A 21,041-nucleotide genomic window follows, 5' to 3' on the forward strand; every position below is an offset into this window, starting at 1 on the left:
ACATATCTTGTCGTTTTCTCGCTTCAATATGGCTCAGGCACCGTTTTCTGTACATATGTGCCCAGTTCCACACAGATTCAAAGAATTTCTTGTTGGCACAGCCCCTCACATCCTGTGAACAGGGCACAAAAATTCAGGTTGGAAACGGTTGCGCGGCCTGGGCTCAGCGATCCAGCCAATCCGGGATATGACCGATATGCGGCAGCACCACATCCGCATGTGGCGCAAGATCACTGTGTTCAGCCATGCCGGTCAATACGCCGATACGGGTCATACCCGCAGCTGCACCTGCAATAAGGTCATGCAAACTGTCACCCACCATGGCAGTACGCTCTGGCGCAACACCGGCCGCCGCGCAAAAGGCCAGCAATGGATCTGCATCAGGCTTGGCGCCGTGACCGCTGTCGAACCCGGCCACAAAGGCGAAGCGATCCAGCACACCAGAGCGCTCGAGTTGGCTGATGGCAGAAACCTCCGCATCATTTGTCATCACCCCCAGCACCTTCCCGCGCGCCAACAGCCCATCTAGGAAATCCGCCAGTGGCACCGCTTCACTCAATGCTGCGGAGGCGGCGCTCTGCGCCAAGAAGCGCTCCAGCTCGGCCTCTTTCATCTGTGTCACGAAGGGCGCGAGCACAGCAGCCACTTCGCCATTGGTACCGGCAATGACCATGCTATCCGCCCGGAAGGATTGCTGGTCCAGATCGAAACTGATCGCCTCGGCCATTGCTTCAGCCCGCGCGGCATCTCCCTGACTGAGCTGCGCAAGCATATCCGCCGCCCAAGTGTTCCAAGTTTCGGAAAAATCAAACAGAGTTCCGTCTTTATCGAAGAGAAATGCATCTACCGGCATCGCGTGTCCTTGGCCTAAGCGTCTGGCGCGAACCGTATCGGTAAATTGCGGTCGTGCAAGGGCTTTCTCGCGCCGCCCAATCCTTAGGTCCAATGTACCTGCGCGCCCCCTGGCAATGCCATCCGCGCCTGCATTGGCATCTCATAGGCGATTCCAGCCTGATCGCAAAACTGCACCACCCAGGCGTCGTCCATCGTTAAGAAATCGAGCAAAGAGGCCAAAAAGGCCGGATCAGAAGCGTTTTCGCGCAGATCCGCCTCCGCCACCCCTGTTGCCCCCATAAATACTGGTAACAACTCATCATTTGTCATGAGCCAGGCAAGCGCCTTTAGAGCAATCACCTCGGCCTGATCGGCGGAAACCTGCATAGCGGACCTATTCCTGACATGTTGCGGACAAATTAGTAAAAACCCGAAACAGTTTATTAACCAGTCTGACGGAAACTTCCAGTGTAGCGAGCAAAAGGTTTGAAAGGCGATTTGAGTGCAAGGAACGATCCTGGTCATAGATGGTATCTCCACCAACCGCATCATGCTGAAGGTTCAGCTGGCGGGGGCCTGCTACGGTGTGGAACAGGCCGATTGCGTCGCCGATGTTCTTGAGGCCGCTCGCTACTGTCGTCCTGATCTGGTGCTCACCGCCATGAGCCTGCCCGATGGCACCGCCGCAGATGTAAAGAATGCCCTGCGCCAGGATGAGATGCTCGCTGATATTCCTGTCATTGCCATCACCCAGTCTAATGCCCCGGAACGCCGCCTGCATGCTCTGTCAGCAGGGATTGATGATGTGCTGCCACAGCCGGTGGATGATGTCATCCTCCAGGCGCGCATCCGCAGCTTGCTGCGCGCCCGCAGTGCCAACGAAGAGTTGCATATGCAACGCGATGCCTCCCATGGCTTTGTCCTCCCGCTTTCTGACCGGGCTGGGCACAACGAATGTAACGGTGCAAGCGTAGCACTGGTTGCCCAGGACACCCAAACCGCCCAGGCCTGGGCCAAGCGGCTGAGCGACCATGTCCCCTACGAGCTGCGCTGCCACGATCTGGACGACATCAAACTGATGATGAGCGCACCGGTGGCTGATGTCTTTATCATTGAGCTGAACGAATTGTCTGCTGGCCCCGGCCTGCGCTTGCTCGCGGATCTGCGCGCCCGTGCAGCGACCCGCCAGTCCGTTGTAATCGCGGTGCCCAATCCAGCTGATCCGATGATCGCGGCCGAGGCCCTAGACCGTGGGGCCCATGATGTGTTGCAGGCGGGATTTGACGTCGATGAGCTGGCCCTGCGCCTGACCACACAGCTGCAGTATAAATCCCGCAACGACCGCCTACGTGACAGCGTCCGCAACGGGCTGCGCGCCGCCGTCCAGGATCCGATGACAGGGCTGTATAATCGCCGCTATGCCAAACCCTTCCTGGATCGCACCGCCAAACGCGCCGCCGAAAGCGGTGACAGCTTTGCCCTGATGCTGGCCGATCTCGATCACTTTAAGCAGATCAATGACCAATATGGCCACCCTGCAGGGGATGCGGTACTGATTGAGGCGGCCCGCCGGTTGCAAGCACATATGCGGCCTGTCGACCTGATAGCCCGCGTTGGCGGCGAAGAATTCATGATGGTGCTGCCTGGCGCAGATGAGATCAGTGCTGGCATCGCCGCCGTGGAGCTTTGCAACGCCATCAACAGCAAGCCTTTTACCGTTCCCGGCATCGCCCAGCCAATTGAAGTCACCATCAGCATCGGCGCTGTGATCGGTCGCGATCTCACTCGCAAAGAAGACCGGGGGGACTGGGCAGAGATGGGTGAAAAGCGCGGCCAAGACAGGGGAGCCACCAATGTCACCGAGCTGATCTCACTCGCAGATCGTGCGCTGTATGACGCAAAGGATGCGGGCCGCAACCAAGTCACTTTGGGTAAAAACTCGACTGCGGCTGCCTAACCAGACAGCCCGCTCTGACAGCGTTTTGGGCCGATCAGTGCAACGCAGGGCAGGTATCTTTTCGGCAATGCCCACCCCCGCCTTTCTGGCACAACTTTCGGGCCCGCCGGGCTATTTCTGACCGGGTGTATCAAAACATCTCGGGCCAGTCTGTCTCTTCGATATACTTAAAAGAACCACCTGCGACACCTGCCCTCCACTTTTCAGGCGTATAGTGCGTAAAATACCCACGAAAGGCATCAGGATCAGGGAGCGTCCGCGTTTTCTGTCCCAGAAAATTCAACACATAGCGTCCGACGCTCATTACTGCCAATCTCCAAAAAATCCATCCTTGGTGACAACAGGCTGACGCCTGTCAGACAGCACAATCTTGAGAGTATCAATCCCCATATTTTTGACAAGGTCCGGAAGCACCGCCTGACAGGAACTGCAGGCGACCCGGTCAACGTAGATCGTCAAAACCGGCGGCATATTGCCGCCCGTCTTGGTGTAGATTTGCATCAGCGTATGGGCCTCAGCATGATACATGGCCTGCCGTTCAAAGGTACCCTTTTTGCCCTTTGGCACCTCCATCCGCTCTTCCTAATGCTTGACCAGCGCATGATCGGCATCTGAGAAATTGCTGGAGTTCCCCCCAATAACCACTTCCTCGCGCTCGCCAATCTTCACAGTAGTGATGGAAACCGTGCCGTCTCCACCACGGCTATCGGTAATTTTTCGGCTCCCCCTCAGGGCCTGGATGGAGCGGAAGGCATCTGTCGAGGTAAGCTCGGTGTCAGGGATGACTGACTGATCTCCATATCTGGCCTGAGCGTCCAGTATCATGGCGTCAATGTCGACAGCCGGGCGATCGTCGGGCACAAATTTCGGCCCCTCCGGTGGGTGGTTTGGAACATAGCGCATGCGCGTGATACTGGTGTCTGCCCGTCTAAGCACCGGAACCTGCTCCTGCGTTGCAAACCAATGGTGCCCCTCTGGAAGATCGTCGCCGACGGGCCACCCCAGCTTGGCCGCTTGTTCGCTCCCTTGACTGGGTGCCGAAATCCATCCGACCCCCTGCCCGTCAAAGTTCTTGAGTTGCAGGAAATGATACTCAGTCGCATCCTCCAATTCCCGCTGCCGAAAGGCGATTGCGTCCAGTTCCCGCTGGCTCAAATTCCCCTGTTCGCTACGCAGGCGCAACAGTTCGGTTTCTGCGGCGATCTTGTCGATCTCGGCTTTGGCTTCCCAGCCCTTTGAACCGACGGGCGGGTCTGGCTGATCGGCCAGCATCGACTTGAGCTTTTGCGACAAGCCACCGGAATTTTCGATCTGACGGCCTACATTGGCGTGTAGATCAAGGAGATCCTTGTCAATTTCACCGCCACCGGTCTCAATTCTGATATTTGTTGGCGCATCCCCCACGTTGGCGGCATCATAGGCGACACGGATCTGACCTGGCGACAGGTCAGGGTGCATTGTCACCACATAGGGTGTTCCAAACTCAGCCTGGTTCGCCAGCCTGGTAAAGCTGGTGTCATCAGTAGATAGGCCACCTCCCGCTTTCCTGCCAGCCAGGCCCATGCCGCCCAAGAAACCGATATTCAGAAGCCCCATAGCCTTTTGGGTTTCCGTCATCTGGTCCCAATTGTCAGCCATCATGTGGGCCTGATCTCCCATCGCAACCGCGTCAACGGTGCTAGAGGCCATCTGCAATCCAGCGGTTACGCGGGCAGTCCCTTGGGTAATCTGCATGCTTTTTGCAGCCATGTTTGCCGTACGCGCCGCCGCCCCCAAGGCACCAATGGACAGCGCCCCTGCCCCAACTTCGAGCCAGTTGCTGCGGTTTTCGGCATTTGTCACATCGGTGATGTCAACGCCACGCTGGCTATCATCATATAGCCGATCCCCCGCGCGCCCCACCTGCCAAAGCGCAGTCCCGCCGCCTGCCACAACGAGAGGCGTGGCCAAGCCACCACTGCCAACAATGGCTGCGACCCCCACACCGACCCCAACGATCATGGCGGCAACATCCCCCACGACACCGATCCATTCCAGAATGGTATCGACTTTGACCGGGGTGTTTTCCGTTACCATTTCGCCTGCAAGATCCATATCCACCGCCTGGCCGCTGACCTTGCGCGCGGGATAGGTCATCTTTCCAGGGGGCAACTGGTTGTCACTAAGCCAGTGCTCAAAGTCATCATAGCGAAACCCGAAATCATCCACGAAGCGCGGGGATTTCGGCGTTCCATCCGGGGCCTTACCCTGATCAAGGCGGAAAACGTTCACATTGATGACCCCGAGTTCGGGGTTGGTGACGACCACCGGGATCACGGTCATTTTGGCCGGATCCCCGCCTTCCTGCGCAATCAGCGCTGCGATCTTGTCGATCCGCTTATTGTTTTTGTAGTAATCGTGGCTCATCCCAGCATCTAGTCGAGCGTCGGCCTGTTCGGCTGTTTCCTCACCCGAAGCGGAAAGCGGCTGCCCCAGTGTCTGGCCAATTGAGTTGCGCAAAGCCCCTGCTTCACCGGAAGTTGGCAACTCATGGGGTTCCCCGCCTCGTCCTGGACCTGTCGCGTTTTAGTGCCGCCCCAAGTGCTCGTTTAAGCCACCTTTCGTTCGAAGGCGACAGGGCTTTTCCAGCCCAGTGCTGAGTGACGGCGGCGTGGATTGTAGAACCCGTTTATGTATTCGAAGATCGCCATTTCAGCCTTCCGACGGGTCTCCCAAGGATGCCGCCAGATCAGTTCAGCTTTGATGGTCTTGAAGAACGTCTCGACGGCGGCGTTGTCGTAACAATTACCCTTACCGCTCATCGATACTTTGAAGCCGTTCTGGCGCAGGATTTTCTGGTAGTCATGGGAACAATATTGCGACCCGCGATCCGTATGATGGATGCAGCCTTTGGGCGGCTGCCGGAACGCGATGGCCATATTCAACGCCCGGATCGCCAAGTCGCGTTTCATCCGATTGCTCACGGCCCAGCCGATAACACGCCTTGAATGCAGATCGAGGATCACGGCCAGATACAGCCAGCCTTCGCGGGTCCAGACATAGCTGATATCCCCCGCCCACTTTTGATTTGGCAGGTCAGCTGAGAAGTTTCGATCCAGCAAGTTCGGCGCGATATTGAACTTGTGGTCACTGTCTGTCGTGACCTTGTGTTTGCGTGTTCTGACAACAGATATCCCGTTCTGGCGCATCAACCTGCCAACACGACGGTGGCCCACGTTCAAACCGATCTCCTTCAACTCTTCGGTCATTCGTGGGCGGCCATAGCTCCCCAAACTAAGCCGCGACTGCTCTTTGATATGAGCCAGCGTGACCAGATCAGATCGCTGCCTACGACTGGCTGGGCGACTGCGGAATGCGCGTAACCCGCGTGCGCTGACACCGACGACCTCGCACAACCGGGCGGCTGGAAAGCTGCCCCTGTGTTCTTCGACAAACCTAAATCTCATTGCTTTAGGCCCGCAAAGAACTGGGTGGCTTTTTTTAAGATCTCCCTCTCCTCCTTCAGGAGCCGGTTCTCCCGTCGAAGTCGATCATTCTCTTGAGCCAGGCTCAAATCCTCTTTGGAAACCACGTCTGTGTCTCGGTGTGCAGTGATCCATTTGTTCAACGTCGACATGCCAACACCCAGATCGTCAGCCACCTGCTTACGCGTCAGCCCACTGGTTAATGCGATGCGCACCGCATCTTGTCGAAATTCGTCTGTCCGTTTCAGTCCCATAGTTCATCTCCTTTGTTGCAGTAAATGCTATCAAAGGAGCGGCATCAAACCGTGACAGGTCCAGGGTGATTAATGAAGGGTCGACGAATGAGACGCAAGTGCAAGGAGAACGAGTTTGAGTATATGTGCGGCTAAGTATACGCGGCTTAGGGCCATTCTCACGACTTTGCAAAGTCTGCTTACTGCGCAAAGCTGCCCTTGTCACAGGAGTTCGGATGGCTAATCGAGGCGCTTAGCAAGCTCCTCGGCGCTTTCATTATAATATACTCGCAACTGTCTCAAATCGGTATGCCCAACCATTCTGGCAAGCGCCAGAACATCCAGCTTTGTTGACAGCGCCGTAATCGCCGCATGGCGGGAGTCATGAAACGTCAATCCGGTCACACCGGCCCGATCTCGTAGCTTTCGAAACAAAACATCCAATTGCCGTGATGATAGCCCAAACACCGGGTCAAGATCCGGCAGCCCTCTTAGCAACTCTACAGCCCTGGTCGATAACGGCACCTCGCGAGGTCTACCGTTCTTCGTATGCGTCAGAAGGGCCACCCGCCGTTCCAAATCCACCCTCTCCCACTCCAGACCCGCGATCTCACCGGCCCGCATGGCTGTGACCATTGCAAACTTGAACGCGTGGAAGGCCCGCGCCGTAGCCTTATCAAGATCCTCACCAGCGCTGAATTGCATCGCCTCGATCTCCGCCGCTGTCGGCAGACGATCACGCGCAGGAGGCTTTGATGGTTTACGCACATCGCTGAGAGGGTTCGTCGCAATCAACTCCCAGTCACGCCGTGCAGCAGTTAACACAGATGACATGAGCTGCATTTCCCGAATGACGCTCGCAGGAGCGACTTCTTTTAGCCGCGCATCTCGCCACTTTGAGAAATCCTTGGCAGACAGATCCTCCAGCCGGATCTTGGCGATAGCATCTCGCCCGATCTTTTCCAGCCGTATTGCCTCCCAACGATGCCCGCGTTTTGAAGGCGAAACCTCGCGAGCATAACGCTCAAACACTTCACCCAGCGTGAGCTTGGCCGCCACCTTATCGTGGTTCAGGATCTCATATTCCGCCCGAGCAGCCCAATCTTTGGCCTCTTGCTTTGTTGGGAATACTTTTGACTTTCGGATACCGCTGCGGGCAACCTCGGCCCTGTATCCCGATTTAAGCTTACGAATAGACGCCATAAATTACGCACCTTGCGGAAAATATGCGTAAAGGAATACACATTCTTGCACATCATGGGTAGTCACTCGGTTCTACAAAACCCGTAACACTCTTATTTTGTAAGGATAAATGTTCAAACACGTACAAATCGGTTTGAATGATGGTGCGGTCGAGAAGACTCGAACTTCCACGGGTGTTACCCCACAGCGACCTCAACGCTGCGCGTCTACCAATTCCGCCACGACCGCACTGTCTAGGCTTGGTGAGGGGGTATTAGACCAGCCTCAGCGAGATGTGAAGAGACAAAATCAAAGAATATTGCTTTTCATCGCCACACCAGAGAATACCCCCAGACCTTTCAATTTCAATGACAGTTCGGGGGAATGAGCTTGCTGCCACTCCCCCGTAAATCAGCCGTCCCGGTCAAACCGCCAAGGCTATTGCTCTGCCACCTGTGACGACAAAAACATATCGCCGGACATCTGATCGTAATATGCCGGGAATTGCTCATGGTTTACAGAAGCGGCTAGCTGCTGGACGTCCCGACGGACCTGTTTGGCCAGGTCATGCAGGGACATTCCTTCTTGCTGCAGGCGCGGCAGCAGCGCCCGTGTAAAGACCGAATTGGGGTTGCTGTCATCGTCCGATAGACGGTCAAGCGCAGTTTGACCGGCGCCAGCAGAGTAAAGGATGAAAGCCCCCTCTGGTGGCTCCATACGCACCAGGCCACGGGCGCCGCCAACGGACCGCTTTCCATCCTGCGCAAAGGGGTTATTGCGGCAGGCATCAAGAACCATCACAGTGGTCCGCGCCCCCTTACGCTGGAACGTGTCTAGAATGCGCCCAGCAGGAATACTCTCACCGGTCAGAAAACTCTCATCACCGTAGTTTACCACCGGCACATCTGAAGGAAGCAAATAGTTTCGCCCATCCACTTCGATGCCGTGCCCAGCAAAATAAAACAGCACCTCATCCCCCGGCTCAATCTGGCCAGCTAGGGTCGAAACCGCGCTGTTTATCTCTCGACGGCTGGCATCATAGAGGGTCAGGACATCAAACCCAAGATCCACCAGCGCATTGCTGACTGCCAAGGCATCGTTGCGGGCTTTTTGCAATGACTCCAGGTTTTGGTATCCGTCTACCCCGATGACCAGTGCACGGCGCTGGGTTTGCGGAGCAATATAGACTGGCTGTCGCGGCTCTGACTGAGCAACCGCCGCGGTCACAGCTGCAGCCGCAGGTGAGCTGAGCGCTGCGACTGCGACGCCCTGAGGTGCGGGAGGCTGCGCAGCAACCTGCCCTTGCAAAACCTGCCCCTGAAGCTGTTGCCCCTGGGGGGTGGGTACAGGCACTGCTTGACCTTGGAAGCTCTGCCCCTGCAGGGTTTGCCCCTGGACTGGCTGTCCCTGATAGACCTGCCCTTGAAATACTTGTTGCCCCTGAAGCTGCTGCCCCTGGTAGACTTGTTGCCCTTGGAGCGGCTGGCCCTGGAAAACCTGTTGACCCTGGTATACTTGGCCTTGATTGGGTTGAGCACCATAGCCCTGGACAGGCTGGCCCTGCCCCAGCATTTGCTGGCCATTCACCTGTGGCTGCACACCATAGGTCTGAACAGTGACAGGCGCCTGGCCCACGTAGTTTCTTTGCTGGGGGACCTGCTGGCCGTATTGCTGAGGAACGCCCACCATCGTGGTTGTTGGCACACCTGGCATCTGCTGGGCCGGAATCGGTTGCTGCGGCACCTGCTGCTGTTGCAGCTGTTCATTCAAATAGATCTTGAGCAGAATTTTAGACCCATCGGGATGGGAATTTGCCTGTTGGGTCGCCTGAAATCCGCTGGCCAGTGCCCGTTGACGCGCCGAGTTCAAAAAACCCCGCTCATATTCCGTCAATTGGCCTGTGGCCGGGTAGCCCATATAGGCCTGATACTGGCTAATAGCAGCGCGGGATTTACGCCCCATAACGCCATCAGGCGATCCGGCTGGGAAGCCAAAATAGTTTAGTGAAGTCTGCGTTTCTCGGTTCTGTGTCCGGGCTGCGGAATTGCCAGTGCGCCGTGTTGTCGTGCGCTTGTTCCGATTGGCACCGCTTACAATGGCGCCACCGATCAGACCGCCGATAAGGGCGGCGCCCAAATTGTCTGCGAACACTGGCGCTGCAGATGATGTGGTTATCATTGCCGCTGCCAAAGCAGACTTTAGTGACTTTGAAAACATGTCACTCCCCTTTATAAAACTAGCACTATGGAATCAGACTAACGCAGCTCGCGCGCATTGCACGAGTTATTTCGACAAAAAATCACCTCTAAGGCAACATGTCCTAGCAAATCGGCGAGATCTTTAATGGTAGAATGGGTCACGTCCGACAATCTCGTGGATTATGAGAGTGCTGTTTCCTTTATGGAAACCCGTGCCGCGGCCATCGCAGCTGGCGAGGCGGATGAATGTATCTGGCTCTTGGAACATCCACCCCTCTACACTGCCGGAACCTCTGCCAAGATCGAGGATCTGACAGACCCGGATCGCTTTGCGGTCTACCCCTCCAAGCGTGGCGGCCAATATACTTACCATGGCCCTGGTCAGCGAGTCGTCTATGTCATGCTGAATGTGGCCAAACGGGGCCATGATGTGCGCCGTTTCGTGCAAGATCTGGAGACCTGGGTGATATCAGCCTTGGGCGAGTTCAATCTCACCGGCCACATCCGCGAGGGACGCGTGGGCGTCTGGGTGGAACGCCCCGACAAACCCAGGCTGGCTGACGGGCGTCTTGCAGAAGACAAGATCGCGGCCATTGGCATCAGGCTACGCAAATGGGTGAGTTTCCACGGCATTTCGATCAATGTTGAGCCGAACCTAGAGCATTTTGGCGGCATTGTCCCATGTGGCATTCAGGACCATGGCGTGACCAGCCTGGTCGATCTTGGCCTTCCCGTTACCCTGTCGGACGTGGATGTCGCCCTCAAGCGCAGCTTCTCCCACGTCTTTGCAGCTGAAATCGACTGAGCTGCAAGCCGTTTACAATCCAGATCCGACAACTGAGAGCGCTGCAATACCACCGCATCCTATTACGTCTGCGCTAACTGTCCCACCCGGTCCAATGACATTTCCGCAAGGGCGGTAAGCACCAGATCCGGAGCGACATATAGCAGGACATCTCCCGCCCCAGAGCACATCCGCAGCTGAACTCTCTCAGCCGCCACGATTTGCGGGTAAAGCCCTTGTCGCCGTACCAGAGCATCCTCTTCCCCACATAAATAGACAGTTTGCCCTGCATGGCCAATCATCTGCTCACGCCAGTCCTCTGGAGTCATGCTCAAATCGGCAAGCACCCCCGCTCCCGCCTGTTGCATCATTAACGACAGGCTCAATGATAGCAGGTTATCAAGCTCCATCTCCTCAATCTGTTTGCCGCCTTTGCTGCCAGATCGCGCCTGACTGCGCACCAGAGCCGCAGCCCCCTGGCGCTGAATGGATCTGCACCAGGCACTGAGAACCACCGGAGCAAGACCCGGTGCAAACCGGGCACAAAGCGCGAGGAGCCGATTGTTTCGATGCAGCTTTCGGAGACGGCGAGTCTGTTGCAGTGGGGCAGTCGGCGCAACCCCCACCAGACCGCCAATCCTGTCACGGAACCTTAGCGCTGCCGCACGGGCAAAAATGACGCCACTTCGATGCCCCAATAGAATTGGTCGGCGCAGATTTTCTTGCTCGATCAAAGCGTCGATCTGCGCCAGACATGCCTCTAGCTGCTGGTGCTTCTCTGGGGCGGGTTCAGAGCCCCCATACCCCCCACGCATTGGGGCGTAGACGCGAAATCCGCCATTGCGTAGAAGAGGTTGCAACTGCTGCACTCCGGCAATACCGTCCATCATTCCGTGGATAAAAATCACAGGCTGGCCGGTCTCTGCCCCTAAACGGAAACACTGGGTTTTTCGCCCCTCCCGGTCCCGAATTTGCATGCTTAGCGGCAGGGTCTCACCGCGGGAAATTGCCAAATCACTAACCCGTTCCTTCAACAGCAGACTGACCAGGCGGACCAATTCGGCGATACCGGGCGCACCAGCTTTGGCCGCAATTCTTGCCAATTCGTGCAACTGTGAAATGTCCCGCTGTTGGCCAAGCGCCAAGGCACGAAGAGCGCGGGTTTCGGTCAGACCTAGCCCAAAGGTCTCGGCGATGAAGTCATTGCAACCGACAGGCCAGCTGATCTCCAATAGCTCTACAGATATCGCCATGGGCAGATCGTCCCCCCCCTCCTCTTTTCCCAGCCAGATCGGGCGGCAGAGGAGTCTTTTACTTGGCGACAATGTTTCAAGAACCAAAATGTCCCGCCAGGAAAAATCCCGTGAAGCCATGCGCTCTACAAATCTCTGCCAAGTGTCATCGGCGGCCCGTGCATTCGCCAGCCAAGACAACAACTCCTGGGTGGTAGCTTCATTGGTGAGGGCCGCAGGGGCGGAGTGATCGCGCCGCTGCACCAGCCTCCCTTCAGGCGTTACCAAAATCCAACGGCCCTCTTGCTGGGCGGCTTTTTCCTCCAGGCCGAGGCTCGGGGGGTCCGCCCAAATCCTGATTGGATTGGGCCGGTTCATCTGCTCCCACTGCTGTTCCAGAATCTCCAGAGCTCGGGCAAAATGCGCCTGTAGCTCTGGCGCCTCAAACACCGGGTTGAGCCCACCTGCAAAGGGTTTTTCCCCGATGAAAGAGCTGACATTCTGTGCCAGGCAAAACCTGTCAAAAAGCTCGGGGCGCAAGACCGTTTCATAAATTGCCGCAACAATCTGCTCCCTGGATGGCAGGAGTTTTCGCTGCAAATCTGTCACGGGCACCTCTCAACCAAATCCCACTCTTAATGCACACCCCACCCCTGCCGAGGCAGGTGCAGGCAAACGCGACCTGGCGCGTCCCCTTCTTGAAATACTACAGCGGGTGCCCCCAAAACCATGCAAGCGTCTTCATGACGCAGACCCGACGTGACGCAGAGCAAAAGCTCCAAAGCGACATAGCCAATCAGAGTTCAAGGCCTGTCCTCACAGGCTACAAATTTCAAGAAACTGTAGTTTCAATTTGAGAAATACTACGCAGCAACAAAATAAAATCAACTCTGCGGTGCGCTCTATTTCAAATTTATCGCGTAGCCAGAATTTTCAGATCGCTGTCTGGGCCTCTTGCTTCATTTTTTCGGCCTCATCAACAGCAGCTGCCCCTAGCAGGGCCGTCTGGCCATACCTCTTCTTTTCTGGGCCGGACCACCACAGCCCGGCTCCAAAACCCACCGTTGACCAGCCGCATAGCACCGCACTCTCTCGTAAAGAAACCGCCCTGGTAGCAAAGCGGACCTCTAAAGCTTCAGCGCAGCGATCGCATCTCGTATCTGCGCAGCATGGGCTTCAACGACTTCGCGCTCTGCCATCTTTCCCGGCGGACGCAGCTTGTCCCCCTCCTGGCGTGGCAGGATGTGGAAATGCAGGTGAAACACCTCCTGCCCGCCTGCCGCTTCATTGAACTGCTGAAGCGTGACCCCATCAGCAGAAAAGGCCTGCATAACGGCCCTGCTCAACCTTTGAACCGTCTGCATCACAGCAGACAGCTGTTCAGGGCTGGCATCCAGCACGTTGCGACAAGGCGTTTTCGGAATCACCAGAAGATGCCCATCGGCGCGTGGCATGATATCCATAAAGGCCAGAGTATGCTCATCTTCATATACGCGCGCTGCCGGTATTTCGCCGCGCAACAGTTTCGCAAAGATGTTTTCGGGGTCATAGGCAGTCATTTAGCTGGCCTCCTTGGGACACTGATCTATTTCACATTGATCGACCATAGGGTTTTGCGATCCCTGGCAGCCACCGTCAAGACAGGGGCAAGTGCTCGGCCTCTTCGCTGCGGGCGTCCTGCACTCTGTCGCTCAGGGTGTAAAGCTCCGGAGCAAATCGCCCCGATCGGCGCAAAGGCGGCGAGAAACCGGAAAAACTCACTAAAAAACAAGTGCCCGCGACAATTAATCTTGATCCAGATCAAACTCCGCCATTGAAGGCCATCACACGGCACACTAAAACCGCATATGAGTCTATGGCCACCCGGAGCGTTTCCTGGGGCCAAAAGTTATGCAACAGGAGGCACCTAATGGCAGACGCAGCCATTCATGGTCACGGCCACGAAGACGAGCGCGGATTTTTTACCCGCTGGTTCATGAGCACGAACCATAAGGATATCGGCATTCTCTACCTCATCGTTTCGGCGCTTGTAGGTTTCATCTCCGTCGCGTTCACCGTTTATATGCGGCTTGAACTGATGGATCCAGGCGTTCAGTACATGTGTGCAGAAGGCGCCCGCTTCTTTGCGGATCCTTCCAGCGAATGTACCCCGAACGGTCACCTCTGGAACGTGTTGATCACCGCCCACGGCATCTTGATGATGTTCTTCGTGGTGATCCCGGCGCTGTTCGGCGGCTTTGGCAACTACTTCATGCCATTGCAGATCGGCGCGCCTGACATGGCCTTCCCGCGGATGAACAACCTCAGCTTCTGGCTCTATGTGGCCGGTACTTCGCTGGCGGTAGCCTCGGTTCTGACGCCTGGCGGCAACGACCTGCTTGGCTCTGGTGTTGGCTGGGTCCTGTATCCGCCTCTGTCGGTCAATGAAGGCGGCTATTCGATGGATCTGGCGATCTTTGCGGTACACGTCTCAGGTGCCTCTTCGATCCTGGGTGCGATCAACATGATCACCACCTTCCTGAACATGCGTGCCCCCGGCATGACCCTGTTCAAGGTGCCGCTGTTCAGCTGGTCGATCTTTGTGACGTCCTGGCTGATCCTGCTGTCGCTGCCTGTTCTGGCCGGCGCCATCACCATGCTGCTGATGGACCGCAACTTTGGCTTCACCTTCTTTGATCCTGCCGGTGGCGGCGATCCAATCCTGTACCAGCACATCCTGTGGTTCTTTGGTCACCCCGAAGTCTACATCGTGATTCTGCCAGGCTTTGGTATCATCTCTCACGTGATTGCCACCTTCGCCCGTAAGCCGGTGTTTGGCTATCTGCCCATGGTCTGGGCGATCATCGCCATTGGTGTTCTGGGCTTCGTTGTCTGGGCACACCACATGTACACAGTCGGCATGTCGCTCAACCAACAGGCCTATTTCATGCTGGCCACCATGGTCATCGCGGTGCCCACAGGCGTTAAGGTCTTCTCTTGGATTGCCACCATGTGGGGCGGCTCCATCGAGTTCAAAGCCCCAATGATGTTTGCCTTTGGCTTCCTCTTCCTGTTCACCGTTGGTGGTGTCACAGGGGTGGTTCTGTCCCAGGCCTCCATCGACCGCGCCTATCACGACACCTACTATGTGGTTGCGCACTTCCACTATGTGATGAGCCTGGGTGCCGTGTTCGCGATCTTCTCCGGCGTCTACTTCTACTTTGGGAAGATGACCGGTCGTCAGTACAACGAGCTGGGCGCACAGATCCATTTCTGGATGTTCTTCATCGGCGCCAACCTGACCTTCTTCCCCCAGCACTTCCTGGGTCGTCAGGGCATGCCCCGTCGTTACATCGACTATCCCGAAGGCTTTGCCTACTGGAACAAGATCTCGTCCTATGGCGCTTTCCTGTCCTTCGCATCCTTCCTGCTGTTCTTTGGTGTTGTGATCTACTCGCTGCTGCGCGGCGCACGTATCACCCAGAACAACTACTGGAATGAATATGCCGATACACTCGAATGGACCCTGCCCTGCCCACCACCAGAGCACACCTTCGAGATCCTGCCAAAGCAGGAAGACTGGGATAAACCCCACGCGCACTAAGGTGACGTGACAGACTAACAAAGGGCCCCGAAGCATCTGCTTCGGGGCCCTTTTCTTTTGCGGAGCTCCGCGCGCAAATGCCCGCTTGAAAACCTGCCTGCGAAATACATTAATGGCCGAACCATCCGCTCAAACCATGCCACTGCCAAAGACCCTTCATGCCCTATTCCTGGATCACCCCTCCCCCAGCTGCGGCGGACACTGAGGCCCGCTGCGAAATGCACCTCTGGCCGCACCAATCGCTGCCACCCCAGGGCTACGCACGCTTTATTGGGGTGACAGCCCTGCTGATCGCCCTGCCGCTGCTGTCTTTTGCAGGGTCAGTGGTGTTCTGGGGGCTGCTTCCGTTTCTGCTGCTGGCGCTTTTTGGTCTGAAATACGCGCTGGACCGAAACCGCCGCGATGCGCAGGTGATCGAAGTTCTGACCCTTGACGCCAACGAGGCCCGACTGGAGCGGCGCAATGCAAATGGCACGCAGCAGAGCTGGCAGTGCAATCGGTATTGGGTCAACGTCGAGCTCCACCCCATGGATGGCCCTGTGCCCAACTACGTCACCCTGCGTGGAGGTGGTCGAGAGGTAGAGATCGGCGCCTTCCTTTCTGAGGATGAGCGCAAGGCACTGTATGATGAGTTGCAGAAAACCATTCAGTGAGGGAACACACCATCGTCAGCTCTGCCCCTGCTGTTTGCAGGGCACCACTCCAGCCTACATTCCCAACCGCTCTTTACAACCTTTCATTGATACCGTTTGTTTAAGGCAAGAGCACTTGGGAGTTATCGATCTATGATTTTTGTCCGCTGTATCGTCGGCCTTTTCTGCACCGTCGTAGCCACGTCCTTCGCCTACGCAGGCCCGATCGAAGACTGTTCTCAAGAAAATGATCTGAGACTTTCAGTCAGAGCTTGCTCGAAGGTCATCGAGTCAAATTTACTTCCAGAAAAACTTGAAGTGACCTATTACTTTCGAGGCAATGCCCATCGTCGGCTCGGGAACACACGCCGTGCTTTGAAGGACTTACATCGATCAGTGGAAATCAACCCGTCTTATAAACATCCTTACATCGAGCTTGGAATTATCAGCAAGAACCGCAAAAACTACAAACTAGCTCTGGAGCACTACAACAAAGCTCTAGAAATCGACCCTCGGTTCGCAAAAGCTTATTACAATCGCGGTAATGTTTATTTTGGAATGAATAAGTACACACGGTCGATCGCAGACTATGACAGAGCAACAGATCTAGAGCCTAACTATATTTTCCCCTACATTGGACGTGCATTTTCTCTTCTTGAAATGGGAGACAACAAAGCCGCGCTAGTTTCAGCGGAACATGCACTGAGGTTAGCTCCCCGGAATGCCCATGCTGCCGAAATCCGAGCTCACATACTGGACGAGGCCAAGCGCAACTAAAAGACAAGGAGGTTTCGATTGGGGAGGCTCTTCGCAACGCCGCACTAATAGCGGCGCCCTATCTCAGCAGCCGCCATCCTTACAGAGCTCATCCTTGACCATGGGGCCAACCTTGCCAAAATCCATTTGGCCGGTGAATTTTGCCTTCAGGGCACCCATTACCTTGCCCATGTCGCGAATCGAGGCTGCACCGCTTTCAGTCACTGCGGCCTTTACCGCTGCGCGGACCTCATCTGCGTCGAGCTGCTTGGGCAAGAACTCTTCGATAATCGCAATTTCTTCCAGTTCCCGTTCGGCCAGGTCCAGACGGCTGCCTTCTTCATAGGCACGCGCGCTCTCATTGCGTTGCTTGGTCATTTTACCAAGAATCGCCAGGACTTCGCTATCGCCAATGGCAATCTCGCCATCCCCTGCCCTGGCCGCGATTTCTTTGTCTTTAATTGCGGCGTTGATCAGGCGAAGCGTACTAATTCGCTGTGCAGCCTTGTCTTTCATCGCCTGTTTCAGAGCCTGGTTGACCTGAGTTCGCGTATCCATCGTTCTTATCCATCCAGAGGAAACCGGAATTGGCACCTCTATCTAATCGCCCGGCTCATTTCAAGCCACAGGCCACCTCAGGCGACGCAAGGGCAGTGAACCGCCCACTCAAAGGTCAACCAAGAGGAAGTTTGCAGCACAATTCTTGTGGCGCCGCCTTACCTGCTAGGCTTGACCCCATGCCCGCCCGGCCCTAAAAGCCGATGAATTTCACCCTCAGGAGAGTCTCTGTCATGGCCGATACAGTACCGTCCAAGCCAACCGCATGTCTGGCGTTAGCCGATGGCACCGTCTTTTATGGAGCCGGGTTTGGCGCCACAGGTCGCTGCGTCGCCGAGCTGTGTTTCAACACAGCAATGACAGGCTATCAGGAGATCATGACAGACCCCTCCTACGCAGGGCAGATTGTCACCTTCACTTTCCCGCATATCGGAAATACCGGGGTCACCCCAGAGGATGACGAAACCGCTGATCCCGTTGCCGCCGGGATGGTGGTGAAATGGGATCCCACCCAGTCGTCCAACTGGCGTGCCACCGAAGAGCTGGGCGCCTGGCTCACCCGGACAGGTCGCATCGCGATTGGCGGGATTGACACCCGTCGCCTGACCCGCGCCATCCGCCAGCTGGGCGCCCCTCATGTCGCCCTGTCCCACGATCCAGAGGGGAACTTCGACATTGAGGCCCTCGTTGCCGAAGCCCGCGCCTGGGCTGGGCTTGAAGGAATGGATCTGGCCAAAGAGGTCTCCTGCGCCCAGAGCTATCGCTGGGACGAAATGCGTTGGGCCTGGCCAGAGGGCTACACCCGCCAGGAAAACCCGGTGCATAAGGTTGTGGCAATCGACTATGGTGCGAAGCGCAACATATTGCGCTGCCTGGCTTCGGCCGGGTGCGACGTCACCGTTTTGCCCGCCACTGCCACCGCAGAAGAAGTCTTGGCCCATGGTCCTGACGGCGTGTTTCTTTCCAACGGTCCCGGTGATCCGGCCGCCACTGGCGAATATGCTGTGCCGATGATCAAAAGCATTCTGAGCGACACCGATCTCCCGGTCTTTGGGATTTGCCTGGGGCATCAGATGTTGGCGCTGGCACTTGGCGGCAAGACCGTAAAGATGAACCACGGCCACCATGGTGCCAACCATCCGGTCAAAGAAAAGTCCACTGGGAAGGTTGAAATCACCTCGATGAACCACGGTTTCGCGGTGGACGCGCAGACCCTGCCAGAGGGCGTCGAAGAGACCCACATCTCGCTGTTTGACGGCTCCAACTGCGGCATTCGCATGGTTGGCCGCCCGGTCTACTCAGTTCAGCATCACCCAGAAGCCAGCCCAGGACCGCAAGACAGCTTTTACCTGTTTGAACGCTTTGCCGAGGCCATGGCCGAGCGCAAAGCATCATAAAGCACCGATCAATACCCAGTTAAATCCATCCCGCATACATTGTGGTTAACACACTGTTAAGCCACCCTCTTCAGCCTCAGATGCGCAATGCATCTGGGGTTTTGTTTTGAGTGACCGGTTTCGTTTTGAGTGATCGTATGCGTGGTTTACAGTCTCGCGGCTTCAAGCGCCTGCGCCGTCCTGTCTGGGCACCACTACCCAGGACGGTTTCCGTCGATTCCACATCACACAAAGATCCAGCAACAGAAAGTGCGCTCCAAGTCTATCTCAAGGCTCATAACCACAGACAGCTGGCGCAGCCTAACGGTCTGGACGATCAAACGACGGCGGACTTGCGGTCAGACCCTACGGGCACCTGCGTTCAGCGGGGGCAGCAAAGCGTAAAAGAAGCGCCAAGCGCCAAGCACCACAAAGAAAGCGGAAACAACAGATCCCAGCGATGGAGCGCGGCGGCGGCGCTTTCTCCGCCACGCTCCCCAGCACCTTTTGGCGACAGCGGGATCTACCGCGCAGATGCGCTTGCCCTGCGGTTTGTCGATCTCAGCAAACACCAACCCAGCGCGGCTTTGCTGAAGCGTATGCCCGCCAGTTTCTGGCTACGCCATCGCGCAATTCCCTGGGTGCAACTGGGCGATACCATCGCAATCGCTTTTGCCTCTTCTGAAGAGGCCAGCCGCCAAGAAGAGATCCTGACCGAGTGTTTTGGCCCCTTCATCCCAGTCCTCGCCCCAAAAGCGCAGATCATCTCTTTGCTCGTGGCACATTTCAGAACCGCCATGGCAAGACGTGCAAGCAACAGCATCGCCCCTGAACTAAGCAGCAAAACGCTGTTTCAGAATTCTAAGCGGCTTAAACAGTGGCTGCCGGTCAGCCTTATCTTGTCCCTGTCGGTTCTATTTCCGCTTGAGGTTTTTTCTGTTTGCTGCGGCGCCGCGCTTTTATTGCTTGTAATGTTCACTGCGCTAAAGCTCTGCGGCCTCCTAGCCCATCTCTTTGGCAAAACAAAGCCAAGCCCGCTGCATACCGATCAGCTTGGAACAAACAAGCTGCCCAAAATCTCGATGCTGGTACCGCTTTACAAGGAAGCTGAGATCAGCTCGGCACTTCTAAAACGTCTGGCACGCCTTACCTATCCTCAGGATCGGATGGAGGTTCTTTTGGTTCTGGAAGAGGGCGATCAACTCACCCGGGACACCCTCTCGGAGGCCACACTCCCACACTGGATTTCCGCCATTGAGGTCCCCGCTTGGGGGGCGCTACGCACCAAACCACGGGCAATGAATTATGCACTGAATTTCTGCAGTGGCGACATCATTGGTGTCTGGGACGCGGAAGATGCGCCACAACCGGATCAGCTGCAAAAAGTCGCCGCAGGTTTTGCCACGGCTCCACCTGAAGTCGCCTGTTTCCAGGGAGTTTTGGACTATTACAACCCGCGTGCCAATTGGATTTCGCGCTGTTTCACCCTGGAATACGCCAGTTGGTTCCGCATTGTTCTACAGGGCATTGCCCGGCTAAATCTGGTCGTCCCCTTAGGCGGGACAACCATGTTTGTACGCCGCTCTGTGCTGGACCGACTGGGCGGGTGGGATGCCCATAACGTTACCGAGGACGCCGACCTGGGGGTGCGCCTTTACCGCTCTGGGTATCGCACAAGAATGCTCCCCACCGCCACCTATGAGGAGGCCAGCTGCCATCTATCGGCCTGGATCCGGCAGCGCTCGCGCTGGTTAAAGGGGTTTATGGCAACCTATTTGGTCCATATGCGGCGCCCCCTCTGCCTTGCCCGTCAGCTGGGTTGGGGTGGTTTCCTGGGATTTCAGGCCTTTTTCCTCGGCACCATTGGTCAGTTTCTCTTAGCCCCTTTTTTGTGGACCTACTGGCTGGTGTTCCTTGGCCTTCCACATCCCAGCGCATCCGTCTTGCCGGATCTGCTGCTCCTTCTTGGCGTCTCTTCGCTGCTCTTTTTTGAAGCACTGGGCATGGGCATAGCCGTTTTCGGCGCCTTTGCTTCTGGGCGCCCCAAATTGGCACTCTGTGCGCCGTTTTTGCCGCTCTATTATTTGATGGGGCCCATTGCCGTTTACAAAGCGCTATATGAATTGCTGTATGATCCGTTCTTCTGGGACAAAACCAGCCATGGCATGCACCCACCAGACCATACGGAACACGAGCATTTGGGCGGGGTTTGCTCCCTGTCGCAACCAGACCAGTAAAACGCGCCCGCGGCT

At 56.4% G+C, this 21,041-nt stretch carries 18 protein-coding genes and 1 tRNA gene; 7 read left to right on the top strand and 12 right to left on the bottom strand.

Going from position 1 to position 21,041, the window contains the following annotated elements; all coding sequences use genetic code 11:
• Positions 1–163: 163 nt before the first annotated feature.
• Together MED193_RS08340 and MED193_RS08345 are read right to left on the bottom strand one after the other, a co-directional pair.
• Positions 164–853, bottom strand: a complete 690-nt coding sequence (locus MED193_RS08340) for an HAD family hydrolase (RefSeq protein WP_009809252.1) — start codon at positions 851–853, stop codon at positions 164–166.
• Between the two features lie 83 nt (positions 854–936).
• The gene (locus MED193_RS08345) at positions 937–1,221 is read right to left on the bottom strand and encodes a DUF3572 domain-containing protein (protein WP_009809253.1); all 285 of its coding nucleotides are present in this window, start codon (positions 1,219–1,221) and stop codon (positions 937–939) included.
• A gap of 115 nt (positions 1,222–1,336) precedes the next feature.
• Between MED193_RS08345 and MED193_RS08350 the strand changes: the two genes are divergently transcribed.
• A complete protein-coding gene (locus MED193_RS08350; RefSeq protein ID WP_009809254.1) occupies positions 1,337–2,791 on the top strand; it encodes a diguanylate cyclase in 1,455 nt (484 codons plus the stop codon).
• 130 nt (positions 2,792–2,921) lie between these two features.
• Here the strand turns inward: MED193_RS08350 and MED193_RS22915 are convergent, their stop codons facing one another.
• From MED193_RS22915 to MED193_RS08385, 7 genes are all read right to left on the bottom strand, one after another.
• Positions 2,922–3,095, bottom strand: a complete 174-nt coding sequence (locus MED193_RS22915) for a hypothetical protein (protein ID WP_009809255.1) — start codon at positions 3,093–3,095, stop codon at positions 2,922–2,924.
• Positions 3,095–3,364, bottom strand: a complete 270-nt coding sequence (locus MED193_RS08355) for a deaminase (protein WP_009809256.1) — start codon at positions 3,362–3,364, stop codon at positions 3,095–3,097. Before MED193_RS08355 ends, MED193_RS22915 begins: the two co-directional genes overlap by 1 nt.
• Positions 3,365–3,373: 9 nt before the next feature.
• Positions 3,374–5,317 carry a DUF4781 domain-containing protein gene (locus tag MED193_RS08360; protein ID WP_039966034.1) on the bottom strand — a complete coding sequence of 648 codons (1,944 nt, stop codon included), beginning with the start codon at positions 5,315–5,317 and terminating at the stop codon, positions 3,374–3,376.
• 62 nt (positions 5,318–5,379) lie between these two features.
• Positions 5,380–6,509, bottom strand: a protein-coding gene (locus MED193_RS08365) for an IS3-like element ISRosp1 family transposase (protein ID WP_085978289.1) whose coding sequence is annotated in 2 segments (ribosomal slippage) — positions 5,380–6,278 and positions 6,278–6,509 — 1,131 coding nt in all. Because the reading frame shifts where the segments join, the coding sequence is not laid out codon by codon here.
• A gap of 219 nt (positions 6,510–6,728) precedes the next feature.
• Positions 6,729–7,691 (bottom strand): site-specific integrase, encoded by a 963-nt coding sequence (locus MED193_RS08375; RefSeq protein ID WP_009809258.1) that lies wholly within the window; start codon positions 7,689–7,691, stop codon positions 6,729–6,731.
• Between the two features lie 141 nt (positions 7,692–7,832).
• Positions 7,833–7,919, bottom strand: a tRNA-Leu gene (locus MED193_RS08380).
• A gap of 189 nt (positions 7,920–8,108) precedes the next feature.
• The gene (locus MED193_RS08385; RefSeq protein WP_009809259.1) at positions 8,109–9,887 is read right to left on the bottom strand and encodes a caspase family protein; all 1,779 of its coding nucleotides are present in this window, start codon (positions 9,885–9,887) and stop codon (positions 8,109–8,111) included.
• Between the two features lie 81 nt (positions 9,888–9,968).
• Between MED193_RS08385 and lipB the strand changes: the two genes are divergently transcribed.
• Positions 9,969–10,673: a lipoyl(octanoyl) transferase LipB gene (lipB, locus tag MED193_RS08390; protein ID WP_302621675.1), complete on the top strand. Its 705-nt coding sequence runs from the start codon at positions 9,969–9,971 to the stop codon at positions 10,671–10,673.
• Positions 10,674–10,735: 62 nt separating this feature from the next.
• Here lipB and MED193_RS08395 read toward each other — a convergent pair whose 3' ends face one another.
• Complete coding sequence (locus tag MED193_RS08395) at positions 10,736–12,493, bottom strand: alpha/beta fold hydrolase (RefSeq protein WP_009809261.1); 1,758 nt, start codon at positions 12,491–12,493, stop codon at positions 10,736–10,738.
• Between the two features lie 518 nt (positions 12,494–13,011).
• On the bottom strand, positions 13,012–13,443 hold the full coding sequence (locus MED193_RS08400) for an HIT family protein (RefSeq protein ID WP_009809263.1): 432 nt from the start codon (positions 13,441–13,443) through the stop codon (positions 13,012–13,014).
• 350 nt (positions 13,444–13,793) lie between these two features.
• On the opposite strand from MED193_RS08400, the gene ctaD reads away from it, so the two are divergent.
• From ctaD to MED193_RS08415, 3 genes are all read left to right on the top strand, one after another.
• Complete coding sequence (gene ctaD, locus MED193_RS08405) at positions 13,794–15,467, top strand: cytochrome c oxidase subunit I (protein ID WP_009809264.1); 1,674 nt, start codon at positions 13,794–13,796, stop codon at positions 15,465–15,467.
• Between the two features lie 158 nt (positions 15,468–15,625).
• Complete coding sequence (locus tag MED193_RS08410) at positions 15,626–16,120, top strand: DUF2244 domain-containing protein (protein WP_009809265.1); 495 nt, start codon at positions 15,626–15,628, stop codon at positions 16,118–16,120.
• Between the two features lie 132 nt (positions 16,121–16,252).
• Positions 16,253–16,876 carry a tetratricopeptide repeat protein gene (locus tag MED193_RS08415; protein WP_009809266.1) on the top strand — a complete coding sequence of 208 codons (624 nt, stop codon included), beginning with the start codon at positions 16,253–16,255 and terminating at the stop codon, positions 16,874–16,876.
• A gap of 63 nt (positions 16,877–16,939) precedes the next feature.
• Here MED193_RS08415 and MED193_RS08420 read toward each other — a convergent pair whose 3' ends face one another.
• Positions 16,940–17,413, bottom strand: a complete 474-nt coding sequence (locus MED193_RS08420; RefSeq protein ID WP_009809267.1) for a GatB/YqeY domain-containing protein — start codon at positions 17,411–17,413, stop codon at positions 16,940–16,942.
• 233 nt (positions 17,414–17,646) lie between these two features.
• Between MED193_RS08420 and carA the strand changes: the two genes are divergently transcribed.
• Entirely contained in the window at positions 17,647–18,810 is a 1,164-nt protein-coding gene (gene carA, locus MED193_RS08425) for a glutamine-hydrolyzing carbamoyl-phosphate synthase small subunit (RefSeq protein WP_009809268.1), read from the top strand.
• A gap of 332 nt (positions 18,811–19,142) precedes the next feature.
• The gene (locus MED193_RS08430) at positions 19,143–21,026 is read left to right on the top strand and encodes a glycosyltransferase (RefSeq protein ID WP_009809269.1); all 1,884 of its coding nucleotides are present in this window, start codon (positions 19,143–19,145) and stop codon (positions 21,024–21,026) included.
• Positions 21,027–21,041: the final 15 nt, after the last annotated feature.

The sequence above is a fragment of the Roseobacter sp. MED193 genome, assembly GCF_000152965.1.
Classification (GTDB): domain Bacteria; phylum Pseudomonadota; class Alphaproteobacteria; order Rhodobacterales; family Rhodobacteraceae; genus Pseudophaeobacter.